Annotated in this window: 22 protein-coding genes and 4 pseudogenes; 12 read left to right on the top strand and 14 right to left on the bottom strand. The window is 44.9% G+C overall.

Features of this window, described 5'->3' with window-relative positions; genetic code table 11:
• Nucleotides 1-8: 8 nt before the first annotated feature.
• The gene (locus A6D97_RS02505) at nucleotides 9-656 is read right to left on the bottom strand and encodes a DsbA family oxidoreductase (protein WP_017060931.1); all 648 of its coding nucleotides are present in this window, start codon (nucleotides 654-656) and stop codon (nucleotides 9-11) included.
• 180 nt (nucleotides 657-836) lie between these two features.
• The gene (locus tag A6D97_RS02500) at nucleotides 837-1,634 is read right to left on the bottom strand and encodes a Cof-type HAD-IIB family hydrolase (RefSeq protein WP_017065678.1); all 798 of its coding nucleotides are present in this window, start codon (nucleotides 1,632-1,634) and stop codon (nucleotides 837-839) included.
• 262 nt (nucleotides 1,635-1,896) lie between these two features.
• Between A6D97_RS02500 and A6D97_RS02495 the strand changes: the two genes are divergently transcribed.
• From A6D97_RS02495 to arsB, 5 genes are all read left to right on the top strand, one after another.
• Nucleotides 1,897-3,060: a glycosyltransferase gene (locus tag A6D97_RS02495; RefSeq protein WP_017065679.1), complete on the top strand. Its 1,164-nt coding sequence runs from the start codon at nucleotides 1,897-1,899 to the stop codon at nucleotides 3,058-3,060.
• Entirely contained in the window at nucleotides 3,057-3,719 is a 663-nt protein-coding gene (locus tag A6D97_RS02490) for an START domain-containing protein (RefSeq protein ID WP_065583761.1), read from the top strand. The genes A6D97_RS02495 and A6D97_RS02490 overlap by 4 nt, the downstream gene beginning before the upstream one ends.
• A 31-nt stretch (nucleotides 3,720-3,750) precedes the next feature.
• Entirely contained in the window at nucleotides 3,751-4,158 is a 408-nt protein-coding gene (locus A6D97_RS02485) for a glycine zipper family protein (RefSeq protein ID WP_029235181.1), read from the top strand.
• 192 nt (nucleotides 4,159-4,350) lie between these two features.
• A complete protein-coding gene (locus A6D97_RS02480; protein ID WP_017064015.1) occupies nucleotides 4,351-4,692 on the top strand; it encodes a winged helix-turn-helix domain-containing protein in 342 nt (113 codons plus the stop codon).
• 109 nt (nucleotides 4,693-4,801) lie between these two features.
• Nucleotides 4,802-5,857 (top strand): ACR3 family arsenite efflux transporter, encoded by a 1,056-nt coding sequence (arsB, locus tag A6D97_RS02475; RefSeq protein ID WP_017065681.1) that lies wholly within the window; start codon nucleotides 4,802-4,804, stop codon nucleotides 5,855-5,857.
• A gap of 89 nt (nucleotides 5,858-5,946) precedes the next feature.
• On the opposite strand, the gene A6D97_RS02470 is transcribed toward arsB, so the two are convergent.
• A complete protein-coding gene (locus tag A6D97_RS02470; RefSeq protein WP_065583760.1) occupies nucleotides 5,947-6,837 on the bottom strand; it encodes a LysR family transcriptional regulator in 891 nt (296 codons plus the stop codon).
• A 130-nt stretch (nucleotides 6,838-6,967) separates the two neighbouring features.
• On the opposite strand from A6D97_RS02470, the gene A6D97_RS02465 reads away from it, so the two are divergent.
• From A6D97_RS02465 to glpD, 5 genes are all read left to right on the top strand, one after another.
• The gene (locus tag A6D97_RS02465) at nucleotides 6,968-7,399 is read left to right on the top strand and encodes a PACE efflux transporter (protein ID WP_017066100.1); all 432 of its coding nucleotides are present in this window, start codon (nucleotides 6,968-6,970) and stop codon (nucleotides 7,397-7,399) included.
• Nucleotides 7,400-7,847: 448 nt separating this feature from the next.
• Nucleotides 7,848-8,702 carry an MIP/aquaporin family protein gene (locus A6D97_RS02460; protein WP_004732234.1) on the top strand — a complete coding sequence of 285 codons (855 nt, stop codon included), beginning with the start codon at nucleotides 7,848-7,850 and terminating at the stop codon, nucleotides 8,700-8,702.
• 59 nt (nucleotides 8,703-8,761) lie between these two features.
• A complete protein-coding gene (gene glpK / locus A6D97_RS02455) occupies nucleotides 8,762-10,282 on the top strand; it encodes a glycerol kinase GlpK (RefSeq protein ID WP_065583759.1) in 1,521 nt (506 codons plus the stop codon).
• Between the two features lie 292 nt (nucleotides 10,283-10,574).
• The gene (locus A6D97_RS02450; RefSeq protein ID WP_017064020.1) at nucleotides 10,575-11,360 is read left to right on the top strand and encodes a DeoR/GlpR family transcriptional regulator; all 786 of its coding nucleotides are present in this window, start codon (nucleotides 10,575-10,577) and stop codon (nucleotides 11,358-11,360) included.
• Nucleotides 11,361-11,630: 270 nt separating this feature from the next.
• Nucleotides 11,631-13,190, top strand: coding sequence for a glycerol-3-phosphate dehydrogenase (gene glpD, locus A6D97_RS02445; RefSeq protein WP_065583758.1), 1,560 nt, complete (start codon nucleotides 11,631-11,633; stop codon nucleotides 13,188-13,190).
• Between the two features lie 253 nt (nucleotides 13,191-13,443).
• On the opposite strand, the pseudogene A6D97_RS02440 reads toward glpD, so the two are convergent.
• The 7 genes and pseudogenes from A6D97_RS02440 to A6D97_RS02415 form a co-directional block, all read right to left on the bottom strand.
• Nucleotides 13,444-14,340: pseudogene (locus A6D97_RS02440) on the bottom strand (LysR family transcriptional regulator).
• A 193-nt stretch (nucleotides 14,341-14,533) separates the two neighbouring features.
• Nucleotides 14,534-14,770 carry a YdcH family protein gene (locus tag A6D97_RS02435; RefSeq protein ID WP_017067743.1) on the bottom strand — a complete coding sequence of 79 codons (237 nt, stop codon included), beginning with the start codon at nucleotides 14,768-14,770 and terminating at the stop codon, nucleotides 14,534-14,536.
• Nucleotides 14,771-15,037: 267 nt separating this feature from the next.
• Nucleotides 15,038-15,910 (bottom strand): annotated as a pseudogene (locus A6D97_RS02430) (radical SAM protein).
• A 199-nt stretch (nucleotides 15,911-16,109) separates the two neighbouring features.
• Nucleotides 16,110-16,232: a hypothetical protein gene (locus A6D97_RS22290; protein ID WP_258182976.1), complete on the bottom strand. Its 123-nt coding sequence runs from the start codon at nucleotides 16,230-16,232 to the stop codon at nucleotides 16,110-16,112.
• A 223-nt stretch (nucleotides 16,233-16,455) separates the two neighbouring features.
• Complete coding sequence (locus A6D97_RS02425; protein WP_065583757.1) at nucleotides 16,456-17,151, bottom strand: aspartate/glutamate racemase family protein; 696 nt, start codon at nucleotides 17,149-17,151, stop codon at nucleotides 16,456-16,458.
• Between the two features lie 194 nt (nucleotides 17,152-17,345).
• Nucleotides 17,346-18,328: pseudogene (locus A6D97_RS02420) on the bottom strand (HAD family hydrolase).
• Between the two features lie 236 nt (nucleotides 18,329-18,564).
• The gene (locus tag A6D97_RS02415; RefSeq protein ID WP_065583756.1) at nucleotides 18,565-19,809 is read right to left on the bottom strand and encodes an NADH:flavin oxidoreductase/NADH oxidase family protein; all 1,245 of its coding nucleotides are present in this window, start codon (nucleotides 19,807-19,809) and stop codon (nucleotides 18,565-18,567) included.
• A gap of 279 nt (nucleotides 19,810-20,088) precedes the next feature.
• Here A6D97_RS02415 and nfsA point away from each other — a divergent pair, with 279 nt between their 5' ends.
• Nucleotides 20,089-20,811 (top strand): oxygen-insensitive NADPH nitroreductase, encoded by a 723-nt coding sequence (nfsA, locus tag A6D97_RS02410; RefSeq protein ID WP_017066969.1) that lies wholly within the window; start codon nucleotides 20,089-20,091, stop codon nucleotides 20,809-20,811.
• Nucleotides 20,812-20,918: 107 nt separating this feature from the next.
• Here the strand turns inward: nfsA and A6D97_RS02405 are convergent, their stop codons facing one another.
• The 3 genes and pseudogenes from A6D97_RS02405 to A6D97_RS02400 all read right to left on the bottom strand — a co-directional run bounded on the left by A6D97_RS02405 (nucleotide 20,919) and on the right by A6D97_RS02400 (nucleotide 23,802).
• Complete coding sequence (locus A6D97_RS02405; RefSeq protein ID WP_065583755.1) at nucleotides 20,919-22,451, bottom strand: phospholipase D family protein; 1,533 nt, start codon at nucleotides 22,449-22,451, stop codon at nucleotides 20,919-20,921.
• Between the two features lie 185 nt (nucleotides 22,452-22,636).
• Nucleotides 22,637-22,720: pseudogene (locus A6D97_RS22340) on the bottom strand (TetR/AcrR family transcriptional regulator); the annotation flags it as partial.
• 200 nt (nucleotides 22,721-22,920) lie between these two features.
• On the bottom strand, nucleotides 22,921-23,802 hold the full coding sequence (locus tag A6D97_RS02400; RefSeq protein WP_065583754.1) for a LysR family transcriptional regulator: 882 nt from the start codon (nucleotides 23,800-23,802) through the stop codon (nucleotides 22,921-22,923).
• Nucleotides 23,803-24,083: 281 nt separating this feature from the next.
• On the opposite strand from A6D97_RS02400, the gene A6D97_RS02395 reads away from it, so the two are divergent.
• Entirely contained in the window at nucleotides 24,084-25,271 is a 1,188-nt protein-coding gene (locus A6D97_RS02395; RefSeq protein ID WP_017062388.1) for an MFS transporter, read from the top strand.
• A gap of 74 nt (nucleotides 25,272-25,345) precedes the next feature.
• Here the strand turns inward: A6D97_RS02395 and A6D97_RS02390 are convergent, their stop codons facing one another.
• Nucleotides 25,346-25,906: a sugar O-acetyltransferase gene (locus A6D97_RS02390; RefSeq protein WP_065583753.1), complete on the bottom strand. Its 561-nt coding sequence runs from the start codon at nucleotides 25,904-25,906 to the stop codon at nucleotides 25,346-25,348.
• Nucleotides 25,907-25,927 lie beyond the last annotated feature (21 nt).

Genomic DNA, 25,927 nt, shown 5'->3' with positions numbered 1-25,927 from the left:
TGATCCGTTTATGATTCAGCAATAAGCTCTTGAAGAATCTGCTTGTAGGTTTCTACCGTCTGCGCGCCCGTTACTGCACTCTTACGGTTGAACACCACAGTAGGAACCGCAGAGATCCCCATGCGTTGCCATTCAAACTCTTGCGCTTCAATTTGCTTCAAGTTGTCGGTGTTCTTTAGGCGCTTCAGTGCCTTCGTTGAGTCTAAGCCAACCGCTTCAAGCTCTTGTGCAATGACTTCAAGATCGGACAGGTCTTTTTGCTCTGTGAAGTGAGCAGCAAAGAAGCGTAGCTTTAACTCAGTCTGTTTGCCGTGCGCTAGTGCAAAATCGAGAAGTACATGTAGATGACGTGAATTGACCATTCTCATACTGTCATAGAAATTGAAATCGAAACCAACCGCTTGGCCGCGAGCCGAAAGCTGTTCTCGTGAACGTTGGCTCTCTTCTGCGCTAGAACCGTATTTTCTCATGATATGGGCACGCAGGTTTTCGCCCTCTTGCGGCATGTCAGGGTTAAGCTCAAACGGCTGCCATTCAAGTTCAATCTGGTCTTCTAAACCAAGTTCCGCAACGGCTAGCTCTAAGTTTTTGTAACCGACTACGCACCACGGGCACATTACGTCAGAAATAATATCAAGTTGAAGTTTCTTGCTCATAATCATTCCAAATATCGTTACTAAGGCGTATCCAATTCAAAGTGAATACCCATCTTTCTGGTTAGACTACAACAAGCTGAACACTCGTTCAAATTTAACTCAATACAACAGCAGCCAACAAAAAAGCCAACTCATTTTCACGAGTTGGCTTTGATAAAAATCGAATCTAGCTTAAGAGCGTTACGCTAGCAACTTCTCAAGTACTTGGAACACACCCGCGTCAACGTTACTTGGCGCGCCAAAACGCGCGATCTCTTTTAACTTTGGATGCGCGTTTTCCATCGCGTAAGAGTGGTAGCTCTCTTTAAGCATTTCCAAGTCATTTAGGTAATCACCAAAGCTCATGGTCTGCTCGTAAGTGAAACCTAATGTGTTCTGTAGATGTTTAATCGCCGCACCTTTTGACGCTTCAGCGTTCATCACATCTAACCAAATTTTTGCGCTTACAACCACTTGGTAGTTCTCACCGAATTTGGCATCAATAGTTGGGTTCACTTTCTCTTGTGAACCGTCGAAGTGACAGATAGCCACCTTGATGAAATCGTCTTCTACCGCCAGTAAGTCTTCTACTTGCTCACGGCGATGGTAGTACTTAGAGATCTCCGCCAGAGCACGCTCATCTTGGGTTTCGATGTATGCCGATTTCTTACCGCATAGCACCACATGCGCGCCTTCAATAGCTCGAGCTTCTTTAATGATCTCTTTAATGGCATCGGTATCAAGCAAGCAGCTGTAAAGTTCTTGGCCTTTGTGCATCACTAATGTGCCGTTTTCAGCAATAAACATCATGCGATCTTTAAGCGGGGAAAATGTTTCTAGCAAGCTGTAATACTGGCGGCCAGACGCGGCAGCAAAAATAATATCTTGCGCTTCTAAGCGCTCATAAAGATTGAAAAACTCTGGGTCGAGCTTTCCATGCTCATCGAGTAAGGTGCCATCCATATCAGTCGCGATAAATTTGATGTTTTGTTGGGGCATGTCGGGCGTACCTATTATTGGATTATGATCATTCGTTATCTTGAGTAACGGTTCTGGGTTCGATTATATCGCTAGAGTCGCTGGTGAATACAATGCTTATTTTACCGCCTGTCAGTCACTGTTTCACATCTTTCCAAGGCAAACGCTAACAGAAGCGCATTCCAGTTTGAAGGGTTAAGTCCTACATACAAGATGTGCGTTAGGTCACACTCCACTATATTCTTTCCTGTCTCTCCATCACTTTATTCCGACCACAGTCATTATGATTTTAGCTATTATTACGACCTTGCTTTGCATCGTTACCGTCAAGTTTCTAATCACACTTGCGAACTTAGAGCGCCATCGTATTCACATTGAACCTAAAATATCGTTCAAAAGAACTGAGTGGCCGACTGTTTCCGTCATTATTCCTGCGCGAAATGAAGAAGACAATATTGAAATCAGCCTTGGCTCTCTATTGAAGCAGAGCTACCCAAAAGACAAGTTTGAAGTCATTGTTGTTGATGACTTTTCTACTGACTCAACCCGTGAAAAAGTAGAAGCATTGATCAGTAAGTTCGACGTTAACGCGCGCTGTATTTCAGGTAGAACGTTACCGACCGGATGGCTTGGTAAGAGCAATGCATGTATGGCTGGCGCACTCAACGCGAGCGGTGAATATGTGTATTTCATTGATGCAGATACCGATTCAGCACCCGCGATGCTACAGAGCGTTATCGACTTTGCTATCCAACAAAAAACTGATCTCTTATCGTTTAATCCAAAACAAACTTTTGCGTCTGTGGCAGAAAAAGCGACCTTGCCGGGCATCTTTCTATCGATCGCATCTTATATGAACTTTAAAAACTCGAACGACATGACTAAGGAAGAAGCGATTGCTAACGGTCAGGCGATGTTGTTTACCCGAAAATCCTACGACGCAGTCGGTGGACACGCCGCAGTAGCAAACGCGATATCGGAAGACATCGCCTTTGCAAAAGTCATGAAGGTCAATGGATTTAAGATTTTCTGGGCATTTGCAGACAAACTAATGAGTACGCACATGTATTCAGACTTCAACTCAATCTGGGCTGGCTTTTCCAAAAACATGAATCTTATTGTGAATTGTCAATCGCAAGCACAAGCTTTAAAAGTCTTCATCAAAGCCAACATCATCGCATGGGCGGGACCGCTTTTGATGCTGGTATCGGCGAACGCCTTCATCAGTGACATGTCTGCCATTCATGCTTATTCGCTCATTGTCAGCTCTGTGATGCTCTTGGTGTCGATCGTCACCTACTTCATTTTGGTTAAGGAACTGTTTGTTCCCGCAAAATTTGCGTTAACCGTACCCTTCGGTATTTGTGTTCAAAGCCTACTCGTGCTGAACAGTTACCGCTTATCTAAAACCAATAAAATCAGCTGGAAAGGGCGCTCATTAACATGATGAATAAGATTATTACTTTGCTTCTTCTTGCTTGTTCAGTTTCGGTGTTTGCATCAGACACCGATGGCTGGTCACTGGCACGCGATAAAAAAGGCATCGAGGTTTATAACCGTAAAATTGAAGGCAGTCACTTTAAAGAATTTCGAGCAGAAGGCGACATCAACGCGTCCCTCACTTCTATTATCGCACTCTTTATCGATACCTCTGTTGGCACGCAATGGGTAGAAAACATCGATGACATGGAAGAAATAGAGCATTTTAGTGCGGCGCACACGATCACCAAAACCTATACCAAGGCACCTTGGCCAGTTGCCGATCGTGAAGCTATCGTAGAGAACGTCATCACTCAAGATCCAGAGACGATGGTTGTCACCATTGATCAGCATGGTAGGCCTGATTACCTGCCAAACAATAATAAAAAAATCATCAGAGTGGCTGAATTAGAGGCGAGTTGGATCCTGACACCAATCGACGAAAACACCACCCATATCTCTTATCGAGTATTGAGTGATCCAGGTGGCGATATTCCGTATTGGCTCATTAACATGGTGGCCGTTTCTCAGCCTTACAACACGCTTCGCGGGTTATCTAAGATGTTGGATTCTGGTGAGTACACCGATCGTCGCCTTGATTTCATCGAGAACTACACGTCACTTTAACAATGCAATGAATACTCTAGAGGTCTATATTGTGAAATTTCCATTCTCTCCAATCGCAGCGATATTGCTTGTAGCATCAAGTTCAGTATTTGCTAATCAAATTATTGTCGATACTAAAGGTGTTGATGAAACACAGTATCACGCCGATCTGTATGAATGTGAGCAATACGCTCAACAAGTGAAGCCTGAAGAGGTCGATTCTCTTGGCAGCGATATTGTCGGTTCAACCGCTAAGGGTGCAGCGCTGGGTGCGGTTGGTGGAGCCGTCTCTGGCGGGAGTGGTCATGATGGTGCAAAAATTGGTGCTGGCATCGGTATTATCAGCGGCGCTTTAAAGCACGGTGCTCAAAAAAGACAATCCGCCGAGCTATCTGAGCAGCAGAAGTTTCAAGTGAATCGTAACTGTATGATCAACCGAGGCTATACCGTTCTTAACTAGCGGATAACCGAGCAAAATGGCGTTTAATCGATGTTCACGCCATTTTGCGTAGCTGAGTCAAAGCAGAGTTCAACCATAGTCCCTGAATCGCCACCTTAAAGTTCGTTCAAATAGACAGTGAGCATTGACCCCTATTTAAAATAGGCTTATCATTAATCGTCTTTTAACGATTAATGAAAGTGAGACGTCAATATGAACTCAACTTGCTCGACATCTGGTGGCTGTTCTCTGCCCATCGAACACGGTGATGCTAAAGCAGAAAAGCAAATGGCCGCACTGGCGAAAGCACTCGCTCACCCAGCAAGAATACGTATATTGAGTATCCTTTCCACGTTAGAAAAATCGGGCGGCTGCTTGAACAGTGATCTGGTGAGTGAATTGGGTTTAGCTCAATCAACGGTATCAGAGCACTTAAGAATATTGAAAGCCTCAGGTTTTATTACGGCTGAGTCGATTCCGCCGAAGATGTGTTACCGCATCGACCGCGACAATATTCAACGCTTCGAATCGATATTTAACAGCATTTTAAAATAGAAGTTCACGCTTGAATGATCGGCTTTGATAGCCTTTACTTTTAAGCGTGTTTTTTTGCCACAACCAATCGTTTTTCGACGATTTACGATATCAACTAAGAGAGATTATCATGAAACCAAAGTTAGGTTTTCTAGATCGCTACTTAACACTGTGGATTTTTATTGCCATGGGCCTTGGTGTACTACTCGGCACCCTATTCCCACAGATCGAACAGTGGAACGATTCAATGTCTGTTGGCACCACTAACATTCCGCTTGCGATTGGCCTTATCTTAATGATGTACCCACCTCTGGCTAAGGTTAACTACAACCTGCTAGGCACTGTGGTAAAAGATAAGAAAGCCATTAAGCTCTCTTTGATCATGAACTGGATCGTTGGTCCAATTCTGATGTTTGTATTGGCACTAACTTTCTTGGGAGACCACCCAGGTTACATGGTTGGGGTGATTCTGATTGGTCTTGCTCGTTGTGTGGCGATGGTTCTGGTTTGGAACGACATCGGCGGCGGTAACAAAGAGTACGGCGCGGCATTGGTTGCTCTAAACAGTGCGTTCCAAGTGGTGAGCTACAGCTTTATGGCGTGGTTGTTCATCAGCGTTCTTCCACCAGTATTTGGTTACGAAGGCATGTTGGTTGATATCTCGATGATCGACATTGCACACAGTGTACTTATCTACCTAGGTATCCCATTCCTAGCGGGCTTCCTAAGCCGTAAGATCCTTGTGTCGATGAAAGGCGAGCAGTGGTACAACGACGTATTTATTCCACGCATCTCTCCAATCACACTGATTGCACTACTGGCGACTATCGTTCTGATGTTCAGCCTGAAAGGTGAAATGATTGTTGAACTGCCAATGGACGTTCTATTAATTGCGGTTCCACTGACTATCTACTTCACTGCGATGTTCTTCATCAGTTTCTTCATCGGTAAAAAGATGGGCATCGAGTACGACAAGAACGCATCAATTGCATTTACAGCAACAGGTAACAACTTCGAGCTAGCGATTGCCGTGGCTATCTCAGTATTCGGTATCAACTCAGACCAAGCGTTTGCAGGCGTTATCGGTCCACTGATTGAAGTCCCTGTGCTGATTTACCTTGTGAACGTGGCGCTTAAGATGAAAGACAAGTACTACAACGGTCAAACGGTTAAACCTAGCGTATAGCATCTACGTCTACACCTAGAACTAGAACTAACAAAAAGCAGCATCACTTTGAACAGAAAGGCTCACACGTTAAACGGTGAGCCTTTTCTTTATTCAGTTTCGTCTAATAGGCCTTTCAATGCTTGTTCAAGCCAAAGTAATGCAGGACCTTTTGAGCGTGTTTTAGACAGAACAAGATCAACCGGAGGCGACCAAGTTTTATGGTCAAATGACACATTCACCTCTACCAAGCGCTGTTTAATAAGCTCTTCTTCAACAAGGTGTTTCGGTAAGTATGCCCAACCGATATCGCTACCAAGAATCATCTCTTTAATGGCGATAAAGCTGTTTGACCACCATACCTTTCCGGCAATCAGCGGAAACTGATCCATCACCTTACCTTTGTCTCCCCTCAACATTAACTGACGATGCGGGAGTAAGTCAGAGAGTTTCGCCACACCTGTTTTTGCGAGCGCATGACTTGGATGACACACAGCAATAAACGGTAAGTGACCGATAAAGCATGGCTCAGAACCGACATCAAAAGCCAAGTTGGTAAACATCAATCCAATGTCGGCTCTCTCTTCGATAATTAACGGATTGACCTCTGTTGTGGTATACGCAACCAGTTCAACTTCAGTAGCAGGGAATTGTTGACTGAACTGACTAAGGATCTTAGATAAGTTCGGAACCAGTAATGAATCATCTAATGCAATTTTGATGAGCCCCTCTTCACCGCTACCCATCGCACTAACCGTCACATTCAGATCTTCAACCTGAAGCACGATCGCTTTCACCTGTTTAAATAACTGCTCGCCTGCTTTGGTTAGTGAAGGCTTTCGAGTCGAACGATCAAAAAGCTCAACATTAAAATCTATTTCAAGATTACTGATGCCTTGGCTCACCGCCGACTGCACCTTCCCCAAATGACGAGCACTGGCAGAAAATGACCCTAATTCAACGGCATACACAAACATTTTCAGTTGTTCAATGTTGTACATTCGGTGTCTCCCAAAACTTACTATCACTATATGTGATGCTAACTATCTTTATATTATCACTTAAGTAGATATTATTTAGCCAAGTCATTAGCCCATCGGCGGCTATTTAATCGTAAAGAGAGTTAGAAAAATGTCACATAAAGAACGCATGTTGCACATGGTGCTATTTGAATTGGTTGCTTTGGTTTTGATGGCAGGGCTTGCAACCTATATTACAGGAAACGGCGCAGGTGAAATGGCAGGCTTAGCGCTCGCAATATCATTGATAGCGATGGCTTGGAACTACGTTTACAACTATGGCTACGACAAAATTTACGGAGCAGACCGAAGCAAAAGAACCACGAAAACACGTATCCTGCACGGATTAGGTTTTGAGCTTGGCTTAATGACAGTGACTCTACCTGTCTTGATGTGGGTTCTACAACTCGACTTCCTAACCGTACTGATCATGGACATCGGCCTAGTTATTTTCTTCGTACTTTACGCGATTGCGTTCAACTGGGCGTATGACTCGGTTCGATATCAATTGGTTGCGAAAGGAAAAGTGGCAGCTCTGGTTTAGAGCGGTAAGTTCGTCTCGTATAACAAGAACATACACCCAAATGAAAACTGCCAAACTACAACATAGTTGGCAGTTTATTCATTTATGCATATAAGCTCATTTGTTAACTCCCTTGTTACATAGCAAAAACATCACACAGCCCTCCCTAATTAAGTCTAATAATCCGCCACTCACGAAGTAGCATCACAAATCCAAACATAAACTCCTCGTACCAGTTGCGCATTCATTTACATATAGGTAGTTTGAGCGGCTTCGCAACCTATCAATTCGAGCAATGACGTTCATGCGAGCATCTTTTTCGAGCAAAAGTGTTCGGATTAACATTTCAAGTGACTTTAATTAACAATTTTATGCTCAAACGCTCACTTTTGATGTTCGTTTATTTTCGAGTTCGCAAATATATGCACAATACACGTGCTAGATAAGCAAAACTAAAAAGGACTCGAACATGACAACAAACAAACACCCTTCTTTATTTGGGCAATGCTTGGCTGAATTTATCGGCACAGGATTACTCATATTCTTTGGCGTTGGCTGTGTGGCCGCTCTGGTATTAACTGGTGCGACATTCGGACAATGGGAAATCAGCATCATCTGGGGCTTCGGTGTTGCGATTGCAATTTACTGTACTGCCGGCGTTTCAGGCGCACACATCAACCCAGCCGTAACGATTGCACTGGCCATGTTCCATGGCTTCGATAAAGCGAAAGTGGTGCCTTACATCATTTCGCAACTGCTTGGCGCTTTCTGCTCTGCAGCATTGGTTTACAGCCTGTATAGCAACCTATTTACTGACTACGAAATCGCACATAACTTCGTTCGTAGCAGCCAAGACGCACTATCAACTGCTGGTATCTTCTCGACTTACCCACATGCTTCACTTTCTTTCTTCGGCGCTTTTGCTGTGGAATTCGTGATTACTGCAGTGTTGATGTTTGCCATTTTAGCGTTAGGTGATGAGAACAACGGCGCATCTCGCGGTGCAATGAACCCTCTACTGATCGGTATTCTTATCGCGGTTATCGGTGGTTCTTTAGGTCCACTGACTGGCTTTGCAATGAACCCTGCTCGTGACTTCGGACCAAAACTGTTCGCTTACTTTGCAGGTTGGGATTTCGCACTAAGCGGTGCTCGTGATATTCCCTACTTCATCGTTCCAATTCTTGCTCCAATTGCTGGTGCGTGTTTTGGTGGTTGGTTGTACCCACGTGTTATCGGTGCTTACCTACCAGTAGAAGGCCAAGGCTGCACAATTCCAAACCAATGTGAAACAGAAGAAGAAGCTGAACAAGCTCAAGCTTAATTCCTAAGCGACCCTACATTTACTAAAATATAAATAACAAAAGAAAAAGGATTCTTACCATGACCGAGCAAAAATACATTGTTGCCCTAGACCAAGGCACCACAAGTTCTCGCGCTGTAATCCTCGATCACGATGCAAACATCGTTAGTTCTTCTCAACGAGAATTTACTCAGATTTATCCAAAAGCCGGTTGGGTTGAGCATGATCCAATGGAAATCTGGGCGACTCAAAGCTCTACATTGGTTGAAGCTCTTGCTAAAGCAGGCATCCGCAGCGATGAGCTAGCGGGCATTGGTATCACGAACCAACGTGAAACCACCATTGTTTGGAACAAAGAGACAGGCAAGCCTGTTTATAACGCAATCGTATGGCAGTGTCGCCGTACTGCAGACATCTGTGAAGACCTTAAAGCACGTGGCCTAGAAGACTACGTACGTGACAATACAGGCTTAGTCCTTGACCCGTATTTCTCAGGTACAAAAGTAAAATGGATTCTAGACAACGTTGAAGGCGCTCGCGAAGACGCTGAAGCTGGCAAATTACTGTTCGGTACCGTTGATACTTGGTTGGTTTGGAAAATGACTCAAGGACGTGTACACGTTACGGATTACACTAACGCATCACGTACTATGTTGTTTAACATCAACGACCTATGCTGGGACAGCAAGCTACTAGACGAGATGGGTATTCCAGCATCAATGATGCCTGAAGTGAAACGCTCTTCTGAAGTTTACGGCCAAACGAACCTTGGTGGTAAAGGCGGTACTCGTATTCCAATCGCTGGTATTGCGGGTGACCAACAAGCAGCGCTTTACGGTCAAATGTGTGTTGAAGCTGGTCAAGCGAAAAACACATACGGCACGGGCTGTTTCCTACTGATGAACACAGGCCAAGAGAAAGTAACATCGAAGAACGGCCTATTAACGACATTAGCATGTGGCCCTAAAGGCGAACCTGCATACGCACTGGAAGGTGCAGTATTCATGGGCGGCGCATCAATCCAATGGCTACGTGATGAAATGAAACTACTGGCTGGCGCAGAAGACTCTGAGTACTTCGCAACCAAAGTAGATTCTTCAAACGGCGTTTACGTAGTCCCTGCGTTTACTGGTTTAGGCGCACCATACTGGGATGCTTACGCTCGCGGTACGATTGTTGGCCTGACTCGTGGTGTTAACTCTAACCACATCATCCGTGCAACCTTGGAAGGTATTGCTTACCAAACGCGTGACGTACTAGACGCGATGCAAGCGGACTCTGGCATCAAGCTAGCAAACCTACGTGTTGATGGCGGCGCAGTAGCGAACAACTTCCTAATGCAATTCCAATCAGACGTGCTTGATACTGAGGTTCACCGCCCTGAAGTAACGGAAGTAACGGCTCTGGGTGCCGCTTACCTTGCTGGCCTAGCGGTTGGTTTCTGGGACAGCATTGACGAGCTTCAAGACAAAGCCGTTCTTAACCGCACCTTCATGCCGCACCACGACGAAGAGAAACGTAACCGCCGTTACAAAGGCTGGAAGCGTGCAATCAAGTGTGCACAGGTTTGGTCTGAACTGCACGATGACGACGAAGAGTAATACTGAGTATTCAGCTCATCGTTAATCATTAATCGTTGACCTAGGAACTCGAGCAGCCTCATCGATTAGATTGCTCGAACCTCAGCAAACGAAACTAAAAAGAGCACTATTTTGTGCTCTTTTTTGCGTTTCAGGCTCAAATTCCACTTTTTGACCAGCGTTTTTGCGGTTTAGACATGATTCCTTACCATCATTACTTCTCTCTTTTCATCAATTCGAGCACAATAGCGTGAGTTTATATTTTCGATTTTGACGCGCTAGAGCCCTTTGCGCGCAGGGAGTGGTAAGTTAAGTGAAGCAGATACCAAGACACCAGCAGATTGTAGATCTGGTAAAAACACAAGGATATGTGAGCACCGAAGAGCTCGTTGAAAAGTTCGATGTCAGCCCACAAACCATCAGACGAGACCTCAATGAACTTGCCGATAGAAACAAAATTCGTCGCTATCATGGTGGTGCAACCATTCCTTTAAGCTCGGAAAACACCTCTTATAACACGCGTAAAGCGCTTAACTTCAACGAAAAAGACGTGATCGCCGACGAACTGGTTAAGCACATCCCAGATGGTGCAACCCTGTTCGTTGATATCGGCACCACGCCAGAATCAGTGGCACGTGCACTCAATAAAAATCACAAACAGCTAAGAGTCGTCACCAACAACATTAACGTTGCCAGCATCCTTCTTCCGAACCCAGAGATCAAGGTTATCTTGGCGGGCGGTGAAGTACGTAACCGCGATGGCGGTATTGTTGGCGAAGCGACACTCGACTTTGTAAAGCAGTTCCGCCTCGATTTCGGCATCTTAGGCATCAGCGGCATCGACTTTGATGGCTCACTGCTCGATTTTGATTACCACGAAGTTCGTGTAAAACAAGCCATCATCGAAAACAGTCGCAGCATCTTCTTAGCCGTCGACCACACTAAGTTTGGTCGTAACGCGATGGTTAAGCTCGGCAATATCTCTCAGGCCCACATGGTGTTTACTAATAAGCAGCCACCGGAAGAGATTCTCAACATCCTTAAAGATTCGGCAATACCATTAGAAGTGATCGATACCGCTCGTCCTATGAGCGAATAACTAAACATAAGAGCTCAGTGACGCCACTTTCTTAAATGAATCACCATTCTTTATAGAAAAGTTAATAAAGTAAAACTTGCTCGCTGTCACTGTCGCTTCTATGCTCGAATTAGTCTTATTTGAACCTCTGCTTTCATAAGCAGAGGTTTTTTTATGCCCAAATCACATAAAACGCGCATAAACGAAAATAATAAATGACCGCAAACGAAAGTTCATATAGGATTCAATTATGTTCTAAAATGCTCGTTCGCTCAGAAAGAGGTCAAAACCATGAGTGCTCAACAAAATAATTCAAACAACAGTACATCTTCCACTTTAGACTTGATCGTGATTGGCGGCGGCATCAATGGTGCAGGCATCGCGGCAGATGCAGCAGGTCGTGGTCTAAACGTTGGCTTATACGAAGCAAATGATTTCGCGTCTGCGACGTCTTCTGCTAGCTCAAAGCTTATCCACGGTGGCCTACGCTACCTTGAACATTACGAATTTCGTTTGGTTTCGGAAGCACTCGCTGAACGTGAAGTCTTGTTAAGAAAAGCGCCTCACGTTGCTCAGCCAATGCGTTTCCGTTTACCTCATCGACCATTTTTACGCCCAGCTTGGATGATTCGCTGTGGCCTATTCCTTTACGATAACTTGGGTAAGCGCACCACTCTTCCTGGAAGTAAGACAGTCAACCTAGCAAAATCAGGGCTACTGAAACCAGAAATGAAGACAGGCTTCGAATACTCAGATTGCTGGGTTGATGATGCTCGTATGGTATTGCTCAACGTGTTGGCAGCAAAAGAAAACAACGCAGAAGTACGTAACTACTGCCGTGTTGAAAAAGCGCACCGCGAAGGTGGTATTTGGCATGTGACGATCCTTGATGTGATGACAAACCAACGCTTTGAACGCAAAGCAAGAGCGCTTGTTAACGCTGCAGGCCCTTGGGTTAAGCAGTTCTTTGATGATGGGTTAGAGCAGGCTTCGCCTCGTAATATTCGTCTGATCAAAGGCTCGCACATTGTTGTGCCACGCATTCACGACGAACCACAAGCGTACATTCTGCAAAACAAAGACAATCGTATTGTGTTCATGATCCCTTACCTAGATAAGTTCTCGATCATCGGCACTACCGACCTTGAATACAAAGGCGACCCACGTAACGTCGCAATTGATGATGTCGAAGTAGATTACTTGATTGATATCGTTAACCAGCACTTTGTTAAACAGCTTGGCCGTGAAGACGTGGTTTGGACATACAGTGGCGTAAGGCCGCTTTGTGACGACGAATCTGATTCACCACAAGCGATCACTCGTGACTACACATTGGAATTGGACGCAGAGCTAGATCAAGCACCACTGCTTTCGATCTTCGGTGGCAAGTTGACCACTTATCGTAAACTCGGTGAAGCGGCACTGAACAAGCTAGAACCTTACCTGAAACACATGGGCGCACCTTGGACAGCTAACGACACACTACCGGGTGGTAACTTCAGCTGCAGCCGCGAACAGCTTGCAGCAATGATGCACACTAAATACCCTTGGGCACCAGAAGCACTGCTACTTCGTTACGTGACCCAATTTGGTACTTACACTTGGAAGCTGCTGGAAGGTGCAACGAGCGAAGCTGATCTTGGTACCCAATTCTCAAGCGAAGCACACGGCGTTTATCAAGCTGAGATCGATTACTTGATCAATGAAGAGATGGCGATGACTGACGAAGACATCTTGTGGCGCAGAACCAAGCTTGGCCTGTACTTAAGTGAAACAGAGCAGCATGCAGTTTCTAGCTACTTAAAAGAGAATCTTGAAAGCACTGTGGTGAACTTTTCTCAAGTCGGTTAGTTCTTCTAGCAAAACCATCCGCTCCTGAATATAAATAATGACAAAGCTTAGCGCTCCCCACGCTAAGCTTTTTTATTGTCTACTATTCCGCTCAGCCTGAGACTTTATTCACACCTCTATTTTCAACAAAAACTAAATAGTGTTTTATTAATCCGGTTGATTATCAACTTCACAAAAGGTTGCTATTCTTTATCTCAACGAAACAACACATTTAAAAACGCTCACCATGTCAGCGCTTTAATAACGTTTGTCTCTATGTTTTCTCCCAATACGGCGGATTACCATAATATTCAGAGAAGTAGTCAATGAAGGCTCTCACCTTTGGTGCAAGTAACCTTGTACTTGGGTACACAGCCCAAATTGCAGGCTCTGATGTTAATGGGTAATCTTCTAATATTTGAACCAGCTGACCGCTTTTCAGTTGTTCATAGGCACACCAATTCGATGTCACCGTGATCCCCATACCACCTGAGGCTGCGTCACGCAGTGCTTCCCCGTTATCTGCCCTGAACGACCCAGATGCCTTAATCGTCTTAGGCCCGCTTTCAGTATTGAAGGTCCAGTTTTCTAAACCAATTAAGCTAATACATTGATGATCGTTAAGATCTCGAGGTTTGGCTGGCTTACCATATTTGATTAAGTAATCAGGCGATGCACACACAATACGCTTGTCTGTCGCAAGTTTTCGGGCAATCAGTGTCGAGTCTTTCAGCTCCGAGATACGAATCGCGATATCAAAGCCACCCTCAACAACATCCACCATCGAATCTGATAGCCTGAGATCGACTTTTAACCCAGAGTAGCGCTCTAAGAATCCAGGTAAGGCAGGAACAAGATGCAAACGTCCAAAAGACGCAGATGCGGTAACTCGCAACGTTCCGGTTGGAGAATCACAACCCACACCGACCGCCGATTTGGCAGCATCCACGCTCGATAACACTTCTTCAGCATGAGGTAAGAATGCTTCCCCCTATTCGGTTAAAGAGACCTTACGAGTGGTTCGGTGGACCAAGCGAACGCCTAAATTGTCTTCCAGTTTACTGATGTGCGAGCTTGCAACAGCAGGAGACAAACCAAGCTCTTGCCCAGCCATGCTGATGTTATGTGTGGAAGCTAAACGAACAAACAATTTGAGGTGTTCAATATTCATGAGATTACCAATAAAATCTTAAAAATCGTGTACCAGTAACCCTCATTATGCGTCATTCACATAACAATACAACGTATTAACTCAGTTGAATTGTGAAGATGTTATTGTGCCAAAACGAAAAAAACTCCCGAAGGAGTTTTTTTGTCTAAGTCTGCAATTCGCCATTTAGCTAATCAGCAAAATTACTAGCTCACTAGCCAGTTAAACGTGCATGCAGTGCATCTTTCAGTACAGAACGATCATGTTTCAGTTGGTGCATCGAGCCGTCATCAATGGGTGAATCTTTCAGCTCAAGCTTACGAATCTCTTTATCAAGGTTGTCGTACGTCTTCATGTCTGCTGCAAAGCCATCGTCAGTTTTAACAAGCTCAGCAATTTTATCTTTCATTTCAGGAAATTCGTGAACAAGAGAATGATTTTCACCTAGCATAGAAACCTCTTAAGTTGAGTAAAGTGATTGGTATTACGCATTCATTATTAACCTTAGCAAGGGAGTCAAATAACAAATGAGATCCAGTACACAGCATAGAATATAGACAATTCAGATTCACAAATTTACAACATCCACCAAGAAAATGGCTTTGCTGATTTTGAATTGTCTCAGTAACGGAAGTAGGTTTATGGCGATTATCCCGCCTCGAAAACAATACTTCTTTCGATTTTTACTTAGCCTGCAAGTATCGTTTTTAACTAAACGCTACCAAGCAAACGTCTGAATAACACTGTCTTTAGCCATTGGATTAGATGTGATCGCATGATTCACCTTGGCTAAGAACTGCTCTCTAGAATCAAGTAGGAAGCCTTTCTGAGTCACGATGTTGTTACCGTGGTCACCCCAATAGAAAGTATCGTTATTGAGGTTCTCGAGTAAGTATTTTTCCTCTTCTAAGATCTGAAGTTGAGTCGGCATGATGAACGTACCGTCATTAACTTGCTGCTCCAAAGCCGTTCCTGGTTATATTGCTAACGCCATTGGCGCTATCTGCTCAGGTTTCATGATATTCAGCAACCTTGTTGTCTCGACAATGTGCTCGCGGGAACGCTCACGACCGCCGAGTCCAATAATAAACGACAGTAGAGTTTTGATACCTGCCTCTTTTGCCTGCGCCATGCCCTCAATCGCTTGCTCTGGTGTCATACGCTTTTTGATATTATCGAGCACAACAGGATCACCAGACTCAAGACCTGCATACGCCATGCTTAACCCTGCACTTTTCAGCTCTTTAAGCTCACTCAAGCTCTTTCTACGAAAATCATTCAAACCGCTATAGAGTGATATTTTTCTACTTTCAGGAAAGGTATGACGAAGCTTATCCAAGACCTTAAGCAGATAATCCGTACGAGCTGCCATCACGTTGCCATCAATAAGAAAAATCGATTCAACGTAAGGGTAGATCAGGCGCGCTTCTTCAATATCTTTAAACACGTCTTCAATGTCGCGAACCTTAAATCGCTTATCGCTGAACATATTACAGAACGTGCACGTGTTGATACTGCAACCTAAAGTGGTTTGAATCAGAATGCTCTTCGCCTCTATCCATGGACGATATACTTTTCCCTCGTAATTCATATTGGTTTCTCCGGTCTATAAGCACGAGAGCGTGCTTTAATAAAACAGAGTTTATCAACACCAGTATTCATTGATAATTCGCGATATAGTCGAATCAGTTTTTAGATTTTGTATAAAATAAAAGCCTTGTGACAACACAAGGCTTTGTAGGGGTAACTCTCTACCGGAGCAGCTGAAAATGTGTTTCCACAAAAGAAGATTAGCTGCTGCACCCTTGGGTATGAACTCGATTCATGTCGTCACCGACTTGTGCTTCTTGAGACCCCGTCGATTGGCATCCTGCCACGAATAACAGCGTTACAGATAAGATAAGCCATTTCATAATAAATCCTCTTTCGGTCATGACTAAAGCATAGTGCTTAAAAGCGCGGATACCTCAGTCATTAACTAAAACCTTACCTACCGATAAGGCCTTGGTTAATGAACAAAGCATCGCTTCTTTAACTAACGACCTGCTTTTGTACAAAAAACTTTCACTTCAACGAATGAAAATCGTACAAGAGCGAAAATAGGACAGCTATGGAACTAAGAATAAGAACTAGAAGTTAATCACTCGTCGCCAAACGTACAGCCGCTTCTGCATGAATGGCTGTGGTATCAAACAAGGGAACATCAGTGTGTTGCTGCTGAATCAGGAGGGCGATTTCAGTACAGCCCAGAATAACGGCTTCTGCACCTTGTTGGCCTAGCTTCTCAATGATTTGACGGTATACATCTCGAGATTCTTCTTTTACTTGGCCTCGACACAGCTCTTGATAAATGATGTTGTGGACTTTCTCTCGATCACTCTCATCAGGAATCACCACATCGATACCGAATTTGTTAGTCAGGCGGCCTTTATAGAAATCTTGTTCCATCGTGAAAGCCGTGCCGAGTAATCCGACTTTCTTCACTCCTTGTTCCAGCAACTTCTGCGCTGTGGTATCAGCGATGTGCAAGATAGGAATCGTGATCTTCTCTTCGATCTCAGGAACGACCTTATGCATGGTATTGGTACAGATCAGGATGAAGTCCGCTCCGGCTTTCTCTACCGATAAAGCCGCGTCCGATAAGATATCCGCCGTCTCAGCCCAGCGACCTTGATGTTGAAGCTTTTCTATCTCATCGAAGTTCACGCTGTACATACAAACCTTTGCAGAATTGAGCCCGCCGAGTGTGGCTTTAACGCCCTCGTTGATGGATTTGTAGTAGCTCACTGTCGACTCCCAACTCATACCGCCGAGCAAACCGATCGTTTTCATTTTGCTATTCCTTTAATTTCCGACTAACTCGATTAAACCGTCATGCATTGAAAATTTATAGTACGTTCTTGCTTAAAGCGAACCCATAACACCTTATTCCTTTCAAACCATTCATTCCAAAAACCTCCGCTCACAAAAAAGGCTCGAATTTAAAATCCGAGCCTTTGAAGTTTTGACCAAGGGTATACTTGGCGTTAGTACACCTCACACCAATCTGATTTCATGTCGATCAGTGTCCAATCCTCTCTGGAATTCGCCTCATCTAGCGCTTTATCAAGCTTGCCAACGTGAGACTCACGATCGTACTGCCACTCGCGCTCAGCATCAGTGTGATGAACAATCATCGCCATTGAGTTGGGTTGGCTCGTAGCCCATTGCATCATCGCTTGGTCACCGTCTGAGTTGCCGACCGCTAGAATAGGTTTCTTGCCGATAATATGCTGAATGTTAGTGACCTTTCCGGCTTTGTCATCAATGGTCAAAATGGACGAGTCTTTAGTAACGGTTGGCTTACCATCGTTGTAGCTGTAGTTGTATTTAAGCGCGCTACCGATGATTTGCTCTGTAGGAATATTATAAGCTTGTGGAGCCCACGCTCTCATGAAATCAACGCCTCCGCCCGACACGATGTAAGTCTTGAAGTCATGCTCTTGAAGGTAAGTCAGCATCTCTTTCATTGGCTGGTAAGTAAGGTCTGTGTAGGCTTTGTTGAAACGTTTATCTTTTGCTACCGTCAACCATTGCTCAACGTCTTGCTGGTATTGCTCAACAGTCATACCAGAATGTGTCGCCATGATGATTTTCAATAACCCTTCTTCACCGCTGCCCAGAACGCTCTCAATATTATCTTCGAGTACAAACTTAAACGGTGCTTCGGTTTTCCATTCAGGGTGATCAGGCGCCATCTCTTTTACACGATCTAGTGCAAAGGCTAATTGGAAGTAATAAGGCTTTTCCGACCAAAGCGTACCGTCGTTATCGAACACGGCAATGCGATCTTCAATTGCCACGAACGTATCAGACTCAGCTTTAGTGGCTTGCCCAACAAAGTCGACGATAGCGGATTTGCTCTCGCTGTCCTCCAAGAAGGCAGCAAGTTGGGATCACAATCTTTAGCAAAAGATGAGAAAGAGAGACTGGATAAGATCGCGACAGATAAGAGGGTTATTTTCATCATAGCAACTACCATGTTGTTGAATTAATTGTAGGGTTTAATTCAATTCATCCTAGTTGGTCTACTCTGATTTGCCACTTATGAACACTATAACCAATGCTCATGTTGGTATTAGATTAGTACCACAGCTAAGCTGGCTGAGGGTGCTCTGCGATGTATTTATCGAGAACTTAAAAGGAGACAAACAAAAAAGCAGAACTTCAATTCCTCAAAGTTCTGCTTTATCAATCCATGACTGCTTACACTCTGCGCTTTTTGAAAGCGTGCCAGCCAGCGCTGAGAATTGTTTTTACCACCACACCGAGTGCGCTTAGTTTTGGGTCGGCTTTCTTGCCAGAGGCAATGCGCCACATCTGATGTTCATACCAAACCAGCCCGACCATCGCCACCTTGTCTAATGCGGGTTTTCCTGTGGTTGGCACCGTTAGTGGCATGCCGTGGCTAGGGTTTTCAATTAACTTGTTAGGGAAATCAGGATCAACCGCCATTGTTCGCGCAATACCAATAAAATCGGTCGCCGAGGTGTTTAATGCTTCATTCATTGCTTGCGCGGTTCGAAAACCACCCGTGACCACCAGCGGTGTATTCACGAGTTTTCTCGCCTTAACCATGTAATCCATAAAATACGCTTCACGTTTTACTGTGCTGGACTTGATTGATTCAGCTTTGCTCTTTGAACCCATCATTGATGGACTTTCATAGGTGCCGCCAGAGATCTCAATCAGGTCGATACCGTTATCACTCAGTGTTTGCACAACCTGCATCGACTCTTCTTCAGTGAAGCCACCTTTCATGAAGTCGGCGCTGTTGAGCTTAATTCCGACAGGGAAATCTTCACCAACCTCTTTTCGAATCGCGCGATAAACCTCAAGCACGAAACGAAGTCTGTTTTCGAGTGACCCACCCCATTTGTCTTGGCGTTGATTGTGTCTAGAAGACAAAAACTGACTGACAAGATAACCATGAGCACCGTGAATCTGTACACCAGTAAAACCCGCTTGTTTTGCAAGCTTTGCACTCAGCGCGAATTTATCAATGATTGCGATTATTTCCTTCTCAGTCAGAGCTCGTGGCGTATTAAAGCCTTTTTCTAATCCACGCTCTAAAGAGATAGCTGAAGGGGCAACCGGGCTATCACATAAGAATTTAGGGATTTGCTTTCCTGGGTGGTTCAATTGCATCCATATCTGCGAACCATTTTGTGTTCCAGACTTCGCCCACTCACGAAATACGCTTAAGTCACTTTGCTCATCCAACACAACGTTTTTAGGTTCACCAAGCGCACCTCTATCGACCATCACGTTACCCGTCATGGATAGACCAATTCCTCCTTGAGCCCAACGCTGGTAAAGCGTGACTAAACCTTGCTTAGGGTTATGATGTTTATCACCTAGCTGTTCACTCATTGCCGATTTGAACAGGCGATTTTTGATCACTTGGCCATTAGGAAGAGAAAAAGGGTCGTTGAGGCAGATTGGATTCATGCGCGTGGTTACTTTCTTGGGTTTATATATTGAGTCCAGTATGCCCTATTTTATCCGACAGTTCTGAGCATTTGGTGCCTATTTCGAAGCAAGTTTCACTCAATAATAAAATGCCAGCGGCATAGCAGCTGGCATTAATCGATTATAAATAGAATCTCAAAAACTGGGCTGACGCTGCTGAAATATGTCAACCAGAAAGGCTCTAATGCCCTTTACGCTCATGGTAATTGTCGTTATTGTGATTCTCTACGCCATCATCACAAGGACTGTCTGAGAGTTATGAACAGCACGATTGAAACTATTCTGGGGCACCGCTCCATTCGTCAATATACAAATCAACCGATTGAAAAAGCACAACTTGATGTGATTATTCAGGCTGGTCTCGCGGCTTCGTCATCGAGCTTACTGCAGGCTGTTTCTATCGTGAGAGTGACAAACAAAGAGAAGCGTAAACTGCTAGCCGAATACGCAGGCAATCAAGCTTACGTGGAGAACGCGGCTGAGTTTTTGGTGTTCTGTATCGACTATCAACGCCACGCTCAAATCAACCCTGAAGTGAAAACCGACTTTACTGAACTGACCCTGATTGGCGCTGTCGATTCTGGCATCATGGCGCAAAACTGCATGTTGGCTGCTGAGTCTCTAGGTTTAGGTGGCGTGTACATTGGCGGGCTGCGTAACAGCGCACAACAAGTCGATGAACTGTTAGAACTACCACAACATACCGCCGTGTTGTTTGGGATGTGCTTAGGTCATCCGGCACAGCAACCAGAGGTCAAGCCTCGCCTTCCAGCTCACGTGGTGATGCACGAAAACCAATACCAACCGCTGAGCCTAGATGACATTGCCAGCTACGATGATTCGATGCAAAGCTACTACGCAAGCCGTTCAAGCAACCAAAAACAGAGCAGTTGGTCACAGCAGATCACGCAAAAGCTGTCTGGCGAATCTCGCCCGCATATCCTGCCTTACTTGAACAGCAAGCAGCTGACCAAGCGTTAAGCCGTTAAGCCGTTAAGAGCTTGCAACAAACCACAGCAAACAGCAGTACAAACAAAAATGTCAGCGTAATATACGCTGACATTTTTATTTATCCGGAGGCGGCTAGCTTACAGATATTTCTCAATCGGTAACAACTGTAGGAAGCCTGACTGCATTCGTTCCCATTGACCAGTGTCAGGTTCGCTGTCCCAACGTTGATCGCCTGAATACCAATACACATCACCGTCTTCCAATTCCAAGCGCCAGCTATTATCTTCACTCATTGCTTGCTCAATAGTGTCTGCTAACGTTTCAGCAATCTCTTTATTTTCGATGATCAAAACCGATTCAGTATTGAGGTAGGTAGAGCGCAAGTTGAAGTTAAATGAGCCGATGCTCGCGATGCTGCGGTCGAATACGACTGATTTAGCGTGCAAGCCATAGGCTGTCTCAGGCGCACATTTAGACACGTCTTGAGTCGATGCTTCACACAACTTAGATTCTGGTTTTAGCTCAAACAGATCGATGCCATGCTCCAACATATCGTAACGTCTGCCCGCATAAGCAGAATGATTAGTCACCAGATCATTAGAGGCCATAGAGTTAGTTAGCGCTTTTATCTCAACGCCCTTATTGTTCAACACTTGCCACTCTTCAAGCTGACCATCATCGAATACAAGGTAAGCCGATTCCAATAAGATCTCTTGTTTCGATTCACTCGCTAACTTACCTAGAAGAATCGCGGTCGCTTTCGGTTCATCGGTATTGTCTGAATCATCAGGAACAGGCTGATCGTAAACAAAACGCGCATTCACCCATGCCATCTCACCAATCACCTCTTTCAGCAAACTATCAGCAGCCTTACGATCTAGTGGCAATTCCGGGTAATTTTGATAATGCGGAACGACAATATTATCTATCTTCGAGAGATCAGGTTGCTCGTCATCACCCAGCATATCGACAGGGTAAGACCAACGGCTGTTCCAGTATTCAACAAAACTGGTTTGGATGGTGTTAACTACCGAGCCCATGACTAATACATCGCGGTCTCGGAAATTGATTTCATCAGAAAGGTCGAAGTATTCATCACCAATATTACGTCCACCCACCACAGACAAAGTACCATCGACGGTAAACGACTTATTGTGCATGCGGCGATTTAAGCGAGAAAAATCACCGACAAAGCTCAGCCATTTACTGAAGCCGCGGCGTGTTGGTGTTGGGTTGAAGATACGAATCTCGACGTTCGGGTGCGCATCCAATGCCGACAGCAACCCTTCACGTTCGTTGAGGTTGATATCATCCAGCATTACGCGCACCTTCACACCACGCTCAGCCGCGGCTAATAAACGGCTAGCGAGATAGCTTCCCGATTCGTCAGAGTTCCAGATGTAGTATTGAATGTCGATGGTGTGCTCGGCACTTTCTACCAGCGCTAATCGCTGTGCCAACGCATCCCAACCGGACTCTTGCAGACGAACCGCAGTGTTGCCTTGCTCTAAAGCTTCAGGCTGAAATTCATTGGTTAGAACCGATAAAGAGCTAGGTGCAGGAGAGGTTGGCGGTTCTGTTGGATGATCGATGCCTTCAGGAAGTGAAGAACACCCACCTAAAACGGCGATTAAGATTAACGTTAAACTGATGCGTTGGAGCACAGGCATGTATCTGACTTCCTTTTCACGATGCGTCTTTAGAAACTTTCCGTACAGCTTTTCAATGAACAAGCTATTCCGATCTATTCATTGATTATTACTGCTAAATCCTGAAATTTATAGGTAATTATCCAGTATAAATTTATAGGTAGTTATCCAGTATAAATTTAAAGGTCGGTAAATTGGCCTACAGATCACTTAAGTTGAGTGAGCGCTAAACAGTATAAACTCAGCGGCTTTTCGACCATTTCAATAGTGAGTTCAGTTCGGTCTGGGTGATGCTTCACCATTGTTTGGAGATCTAGTTTCACCGCTTGATTTCACACTAACAGGCGTGTCGACTTACTTATATGAGATCGTGCAAACGCATTACTTACGTAAGCGCTAAAGCTGTTGTTCATCTAAGGGACATGTAAGGATCAACACCGAAAACATTGTTCACACTACATAACGTTTATCGTCCCTACACAAGCCTTCCCTACAAGCTCAAACGGGGCAGAATAAAGTCAATAAACGCCGAGATACGTTTAGAGACAGAGGACGACTTGTAATAAACCGCATTCACTCGCTCTCGGTCTGTGTTGGCAAGTTTGTCTTGTTCCAAGATAGGGATTAGACGCCCTGCTGCCATATCTTCCTGCACCATAAACCCCGATAAACAAGCAATCCCATTTCCAGCTAAGACTAGTTGACGCACGGTTTCACCATTACTGGCTGTCACAGTAGGCGCGACATCACTTTGGTTTGGTAAAGGCCAATGGTTAAGCACTTTGTTACCCGCAAACCCCACAATTTGATGCGAACTCAAATCTTCAGGTTTGGTGGGCAGCCCACGCTTAGCGAGATAATCAGGTGACGCAACAATATGGAGTAAACTTTTTCCTAACGGGCGAGCGTGCAGTGTTGAATCGGACAACTTACCGATTCGAATCGCAACATCAGTTCTCTTTTCGAGAAGATCAACGAAGCCTTCGTTGGAAGTGAGTTCCAACTCAATGTCTGGGTAAGCCTCTTTGAATGACTGCACCAACGGCACTAGCTGATGGAATACGAATGGACTGGCGGCATCGACTCTTAAACGACCTTTTGGCAACTCTCCGCGCGACACGATTTCTTCTTCCGCGCTCTGAATCATCTGTAATCCCACCCTGACTGAATCGACAAACTGCCGTCCTTCCTCCGTCAATTCCACGCGTCTCGTTGTTCGGTTGAATATTGAGACGCCGAGTTGCGACTCAACCTTACTCACCGAACGAGACACCTTGGCGACCTGCACATCCAGCGCCTCTGCCGCCGCAGAAAAACCACCAGCATCGACAACGGTGAGTACCATTTCTAAATCATCTGAACGGGTTAACATGAGGCTCCTTCGCTATCTTCATTTTGTTTAATGTCATCTCGCTTGTGCTCATCACAGCTCAAATCATCTGAGTCTTTTCGATCTCATCAGCTTAACCCAATGATCGGCTAACTCTTTAATTATTGCAAATTTCACAAAGGTTATTTGTGAATAGCGGCATTTTTCACAAATATATTTTGCTAGATAATCCTCGCCATCAAACGAAGCGCTCCTATTGCAGTCACAAGCTGCCCCATTTTATCGCGCTCGGTATTTAACAAAGAACAGTAAGAGAGATGATTATGCCATTAGCATTACTTGCATTGACGCTCAGCGCCTTTGCCATCGGAACCACAGAATTTGTCATCGTAGGCTTGATTCCTACCATGGCGAGCGACTTGAATGTATCTCTGCCATCGGCAGGCCTATTAGTCAGTTTATACGCGCTTGGCGTTGCCATTGGCGCACCAGTATTAACGGCATTAACCGGCAAATGGAATCGTAAGGCGGTGTTGCTGACCGTGATGGCATTGTTTGTCATTGGTAACTTATTGGCGTGGCAAGCTCCGGGTTATAACACGCTGATCGCCGCACGAATTTTGACTGGCCTTGCCCATGGCGTGTTCTTCTCGATTGGATCGACCATCGCGACAGGTTTGGTTTCAAAAGATAAAGCAGCCAGTGCCATTGCGATCATGTTTACAGGTTTAACGGTTGCATTGGTAACCGGCGTACCACTGGGCACTTATATCGGCCAAACCTTTGGCTGGCAAGCGACCTTCTTGATCGTTGCTCTGCTTGGTCTTATTGCTCTTATCGGCAGCGCTATCTTGGTTCCAAGCAACCTTAAGCAACCACCAGCGGCGAAGATTTCAGCACAACTAAAGGTTCTAACTCAACCACGCTTACTGTTGGTTTACGCTATCACAGCACTAGGTTATGGCGGCACATTCACAGCGTTTACGTTCCTTGCTCCAATACTGGAAAATGTATCAGGATTTGATTCGAGCTCAATCAGCTTAATCATGTTGGTTTACGGTGTGTCAGTGGCGGTCGGTAACATCTGGGGCGGAAAAATGGCCGACAAGATGGGCCCAATTAAAGCACTGACCGTTATCTTCTCTGGTTTAGCCGCAGTACTGGTGGTATTCAACTTTACCGCAGTAAACCCTTACGCAGCTGTTGCTACCATTTTGGTTTGGGGTGCATTCGCATTCGGTAACGTTCCAGGACTACAAGTGTATGTTGTGAAACTGGCTGAGAAATACACACCAGACGCCGTCGATGTCGCTTCTGGATTGAACATTGCAGCCTTCAACGTCGGTATTGCATTAGGCTCATGGGGCGGTGGTTTGATTGTCGCGAAATCTGGATTAATGAACACCCCTTGGGTAGGTGCTGTGATCGTTTTGATCGCTCTTGTTCTGACTCGATTCAGTGGTGCGTTAGATAAGAAGCAAGCACAACAAGCTGTTCCATCTAGCATCTAGCATCTAGCATCTAGCAAGAATAGAAAAAACAAAGCCCGAACCTAGGTTCGGGCTTTATCAATTCAATCTGATTATTACTCGTTATCGATCGCTTTCAGCACTTTACATGGATTACCGACTGCAACCACATTGGCTGGGATGTCTTTGGTTACGACACTGCCCGCGCCAATCACGCTGTTTTCGCCAATGGTGACACCGGGGCAGATAATTACACCACCGCCAAGCCAAACATTGTTGCCAACATTAATCGGTGTGCCAAACTCAACGCCTTCTTCTACACAGCCTTTCACATCGAGTGGGTGACCTGCAGTCAGGATTTGAACGTTCGGACCAAGCAGCACATTGTCGCCAATAGTCACTTCAGCCACATCCAAAATCACGCAGTTAAAGTTAGCGTAGAAGTTCTTGCCTAGCTTGATGTTCGAGCCGTAGTCACAACGAAATGGAGGTTCTAAATGTGCATTTTCACAGTCCGGAATGAGCTCTTGCGTTGCTGCTTCCCATTCAGATGTGCCAGGAATACTGTTATTGAGTTTTTGAAGCACCTTGCGACATTCGATACGAGCTGCATAAAGCTCTTTATCCCAAGCCTGATAAGGTTCACCTGCTAGCATTTTTTGTTTTTCTGTTTTCACGTTACTTACCTGTTCTCACAT

Origin of the sequence: Vibrio sp. ZF57, from assembly GCF_001691235.1 — a bacterium.
In the GTDB taxonomy this organism is placed as follows: domain Bacteria; phylum Pseudomonadota; class Gammaproteobacteria; order Enterobacterales; family Vibrionaceae; genus Vibrio; species Vibrio crassostreae_C.
This window is presented reverse-complemented; position numbering and strand designations above follow the sequence as displayed.

Coding starts and splice junctions, on each gene's coding strand:
- A6D97_RS02505 (WP_017060931.1), bottom strand. CDS start 656: ATGAGCAAGAAACTTCAACTTGATATTATTTCTGACGTAATGTGCCCG.
- A6D97_RS02500 (WP_017065678.1), bottom strand. CDS start 1,634: ATGCCCCAACAAAACATCAAATTTATCGCGACTGATATGGATGGCACC.
- A6D97_RS02495 (WP_017065679.1), top strand. CDS start 1,897: ATGATTTTAGCTATTATTACGACCTTGCTTTGCATCGTTACCGTCAAG.
- A6D97_RS02490 (WP_065583761.1), top strand. CDS start 3,057: ATGATGAATAAGATTATTACTTTGCTTCTTCTTGCTTGTTCAGTTTCG.
- A6D97_RS02480 (WP_017064015.1), top strand. CDS start 4,351: ATGAACTCAACTTGCTCGACATCTGGTGGCTGTTCTCTGCCCATCGAA.
- arsB (WP_017065681.1), top strand. CDS start 4,802: ATGAAACCAAAGTTAGGTTTTCTAGATCGCTACTTAACACTGTGGATT.
- A6D97_RS02470 (WP_065583760.1), bottom strand. CDS start 6,837: ATGTACAACATTGAACAACTGAAAATGTTTGTGTATGCCGTTGAATTA.
- A6D97_RS02465 (WP_017066100.1), top strand. CDS start 6,968: ATGTCACATAAAGAACGCATGTTGCACATGGTGCTATTTGAATTGGTT.
- A6D97_RS02460 (WP_004732234.1), top strand. CDS start 7,848: ATGACAACAAACAAACACCCTTCTTTATTTGGGCAATGCTTGGCTGAA.
- glpK (WP_065583759.1), top strand. CDS start 8,762: ATGACCGAGCAAAAATACATTGTTGCCCTAGACCAAGGCACCACAAGT.
- glpD (WP_065583758.1), top strand. CDS start 11,631: ATGAGTGCTCAACAAAATAATTCAAACAACAGTACATCTTCCACTTTA.
- A6D97_RS02435 (WP_017067743.1), bottom strand. CDS start 14,770: ATGCTAGGTGAAAATCATTCTCTTGTTCACGAATTTCCTGAAATGAAA.
- A6D97_RS22290 (WP_258182976.1), bottom strand. CDS start 16,232: ATGAAATGGCTTATCTTATCTGTAACGCTGTTATTCGTGGCAGGATGC.
- A6D97_RS02425 (WP_065583757.1), bottom strand. CDS start 17,151: ATGAAAACGATCGGTTTGCTCGGCGGTATGAGTTGGGAGTCGACAGTG.
- A6D97_RS02415 (WP_065583756.1), bottom strand. CDS start 19,809: ATGAATCCAATCTGCCTCAACGACCCTTTTTCTCTTCCTAATGGCCAA.
- nfsA (WP_017066969.1), top strand. CDS start 20,089: ATGAACAGCACGATTGAAACTATTCTGGGGCACCGCTCCATTCGTCAA.
- A6D97_RS02405 (WP_065583755.1), bottom strand. CDS start 22,451: ATGCCTGTGCTCCAACGCATCAGTTTAACGTTAATCTTAATCGCCGTT.
- A6D97_RS02400 (WP_065583754.1), bottom strand. CDS start 23,802: ATGTTAACCCGTTCAGATGATTTAGAAATGGTACTCACCGTTGTCGAT.
- A6D97_RS02395 (WP_017062388.1), top strand. CDS start 24,084: ATGCCATTAGCATTACTTGCATTGACGCTCAGCGCCTTTGCCATCGGA.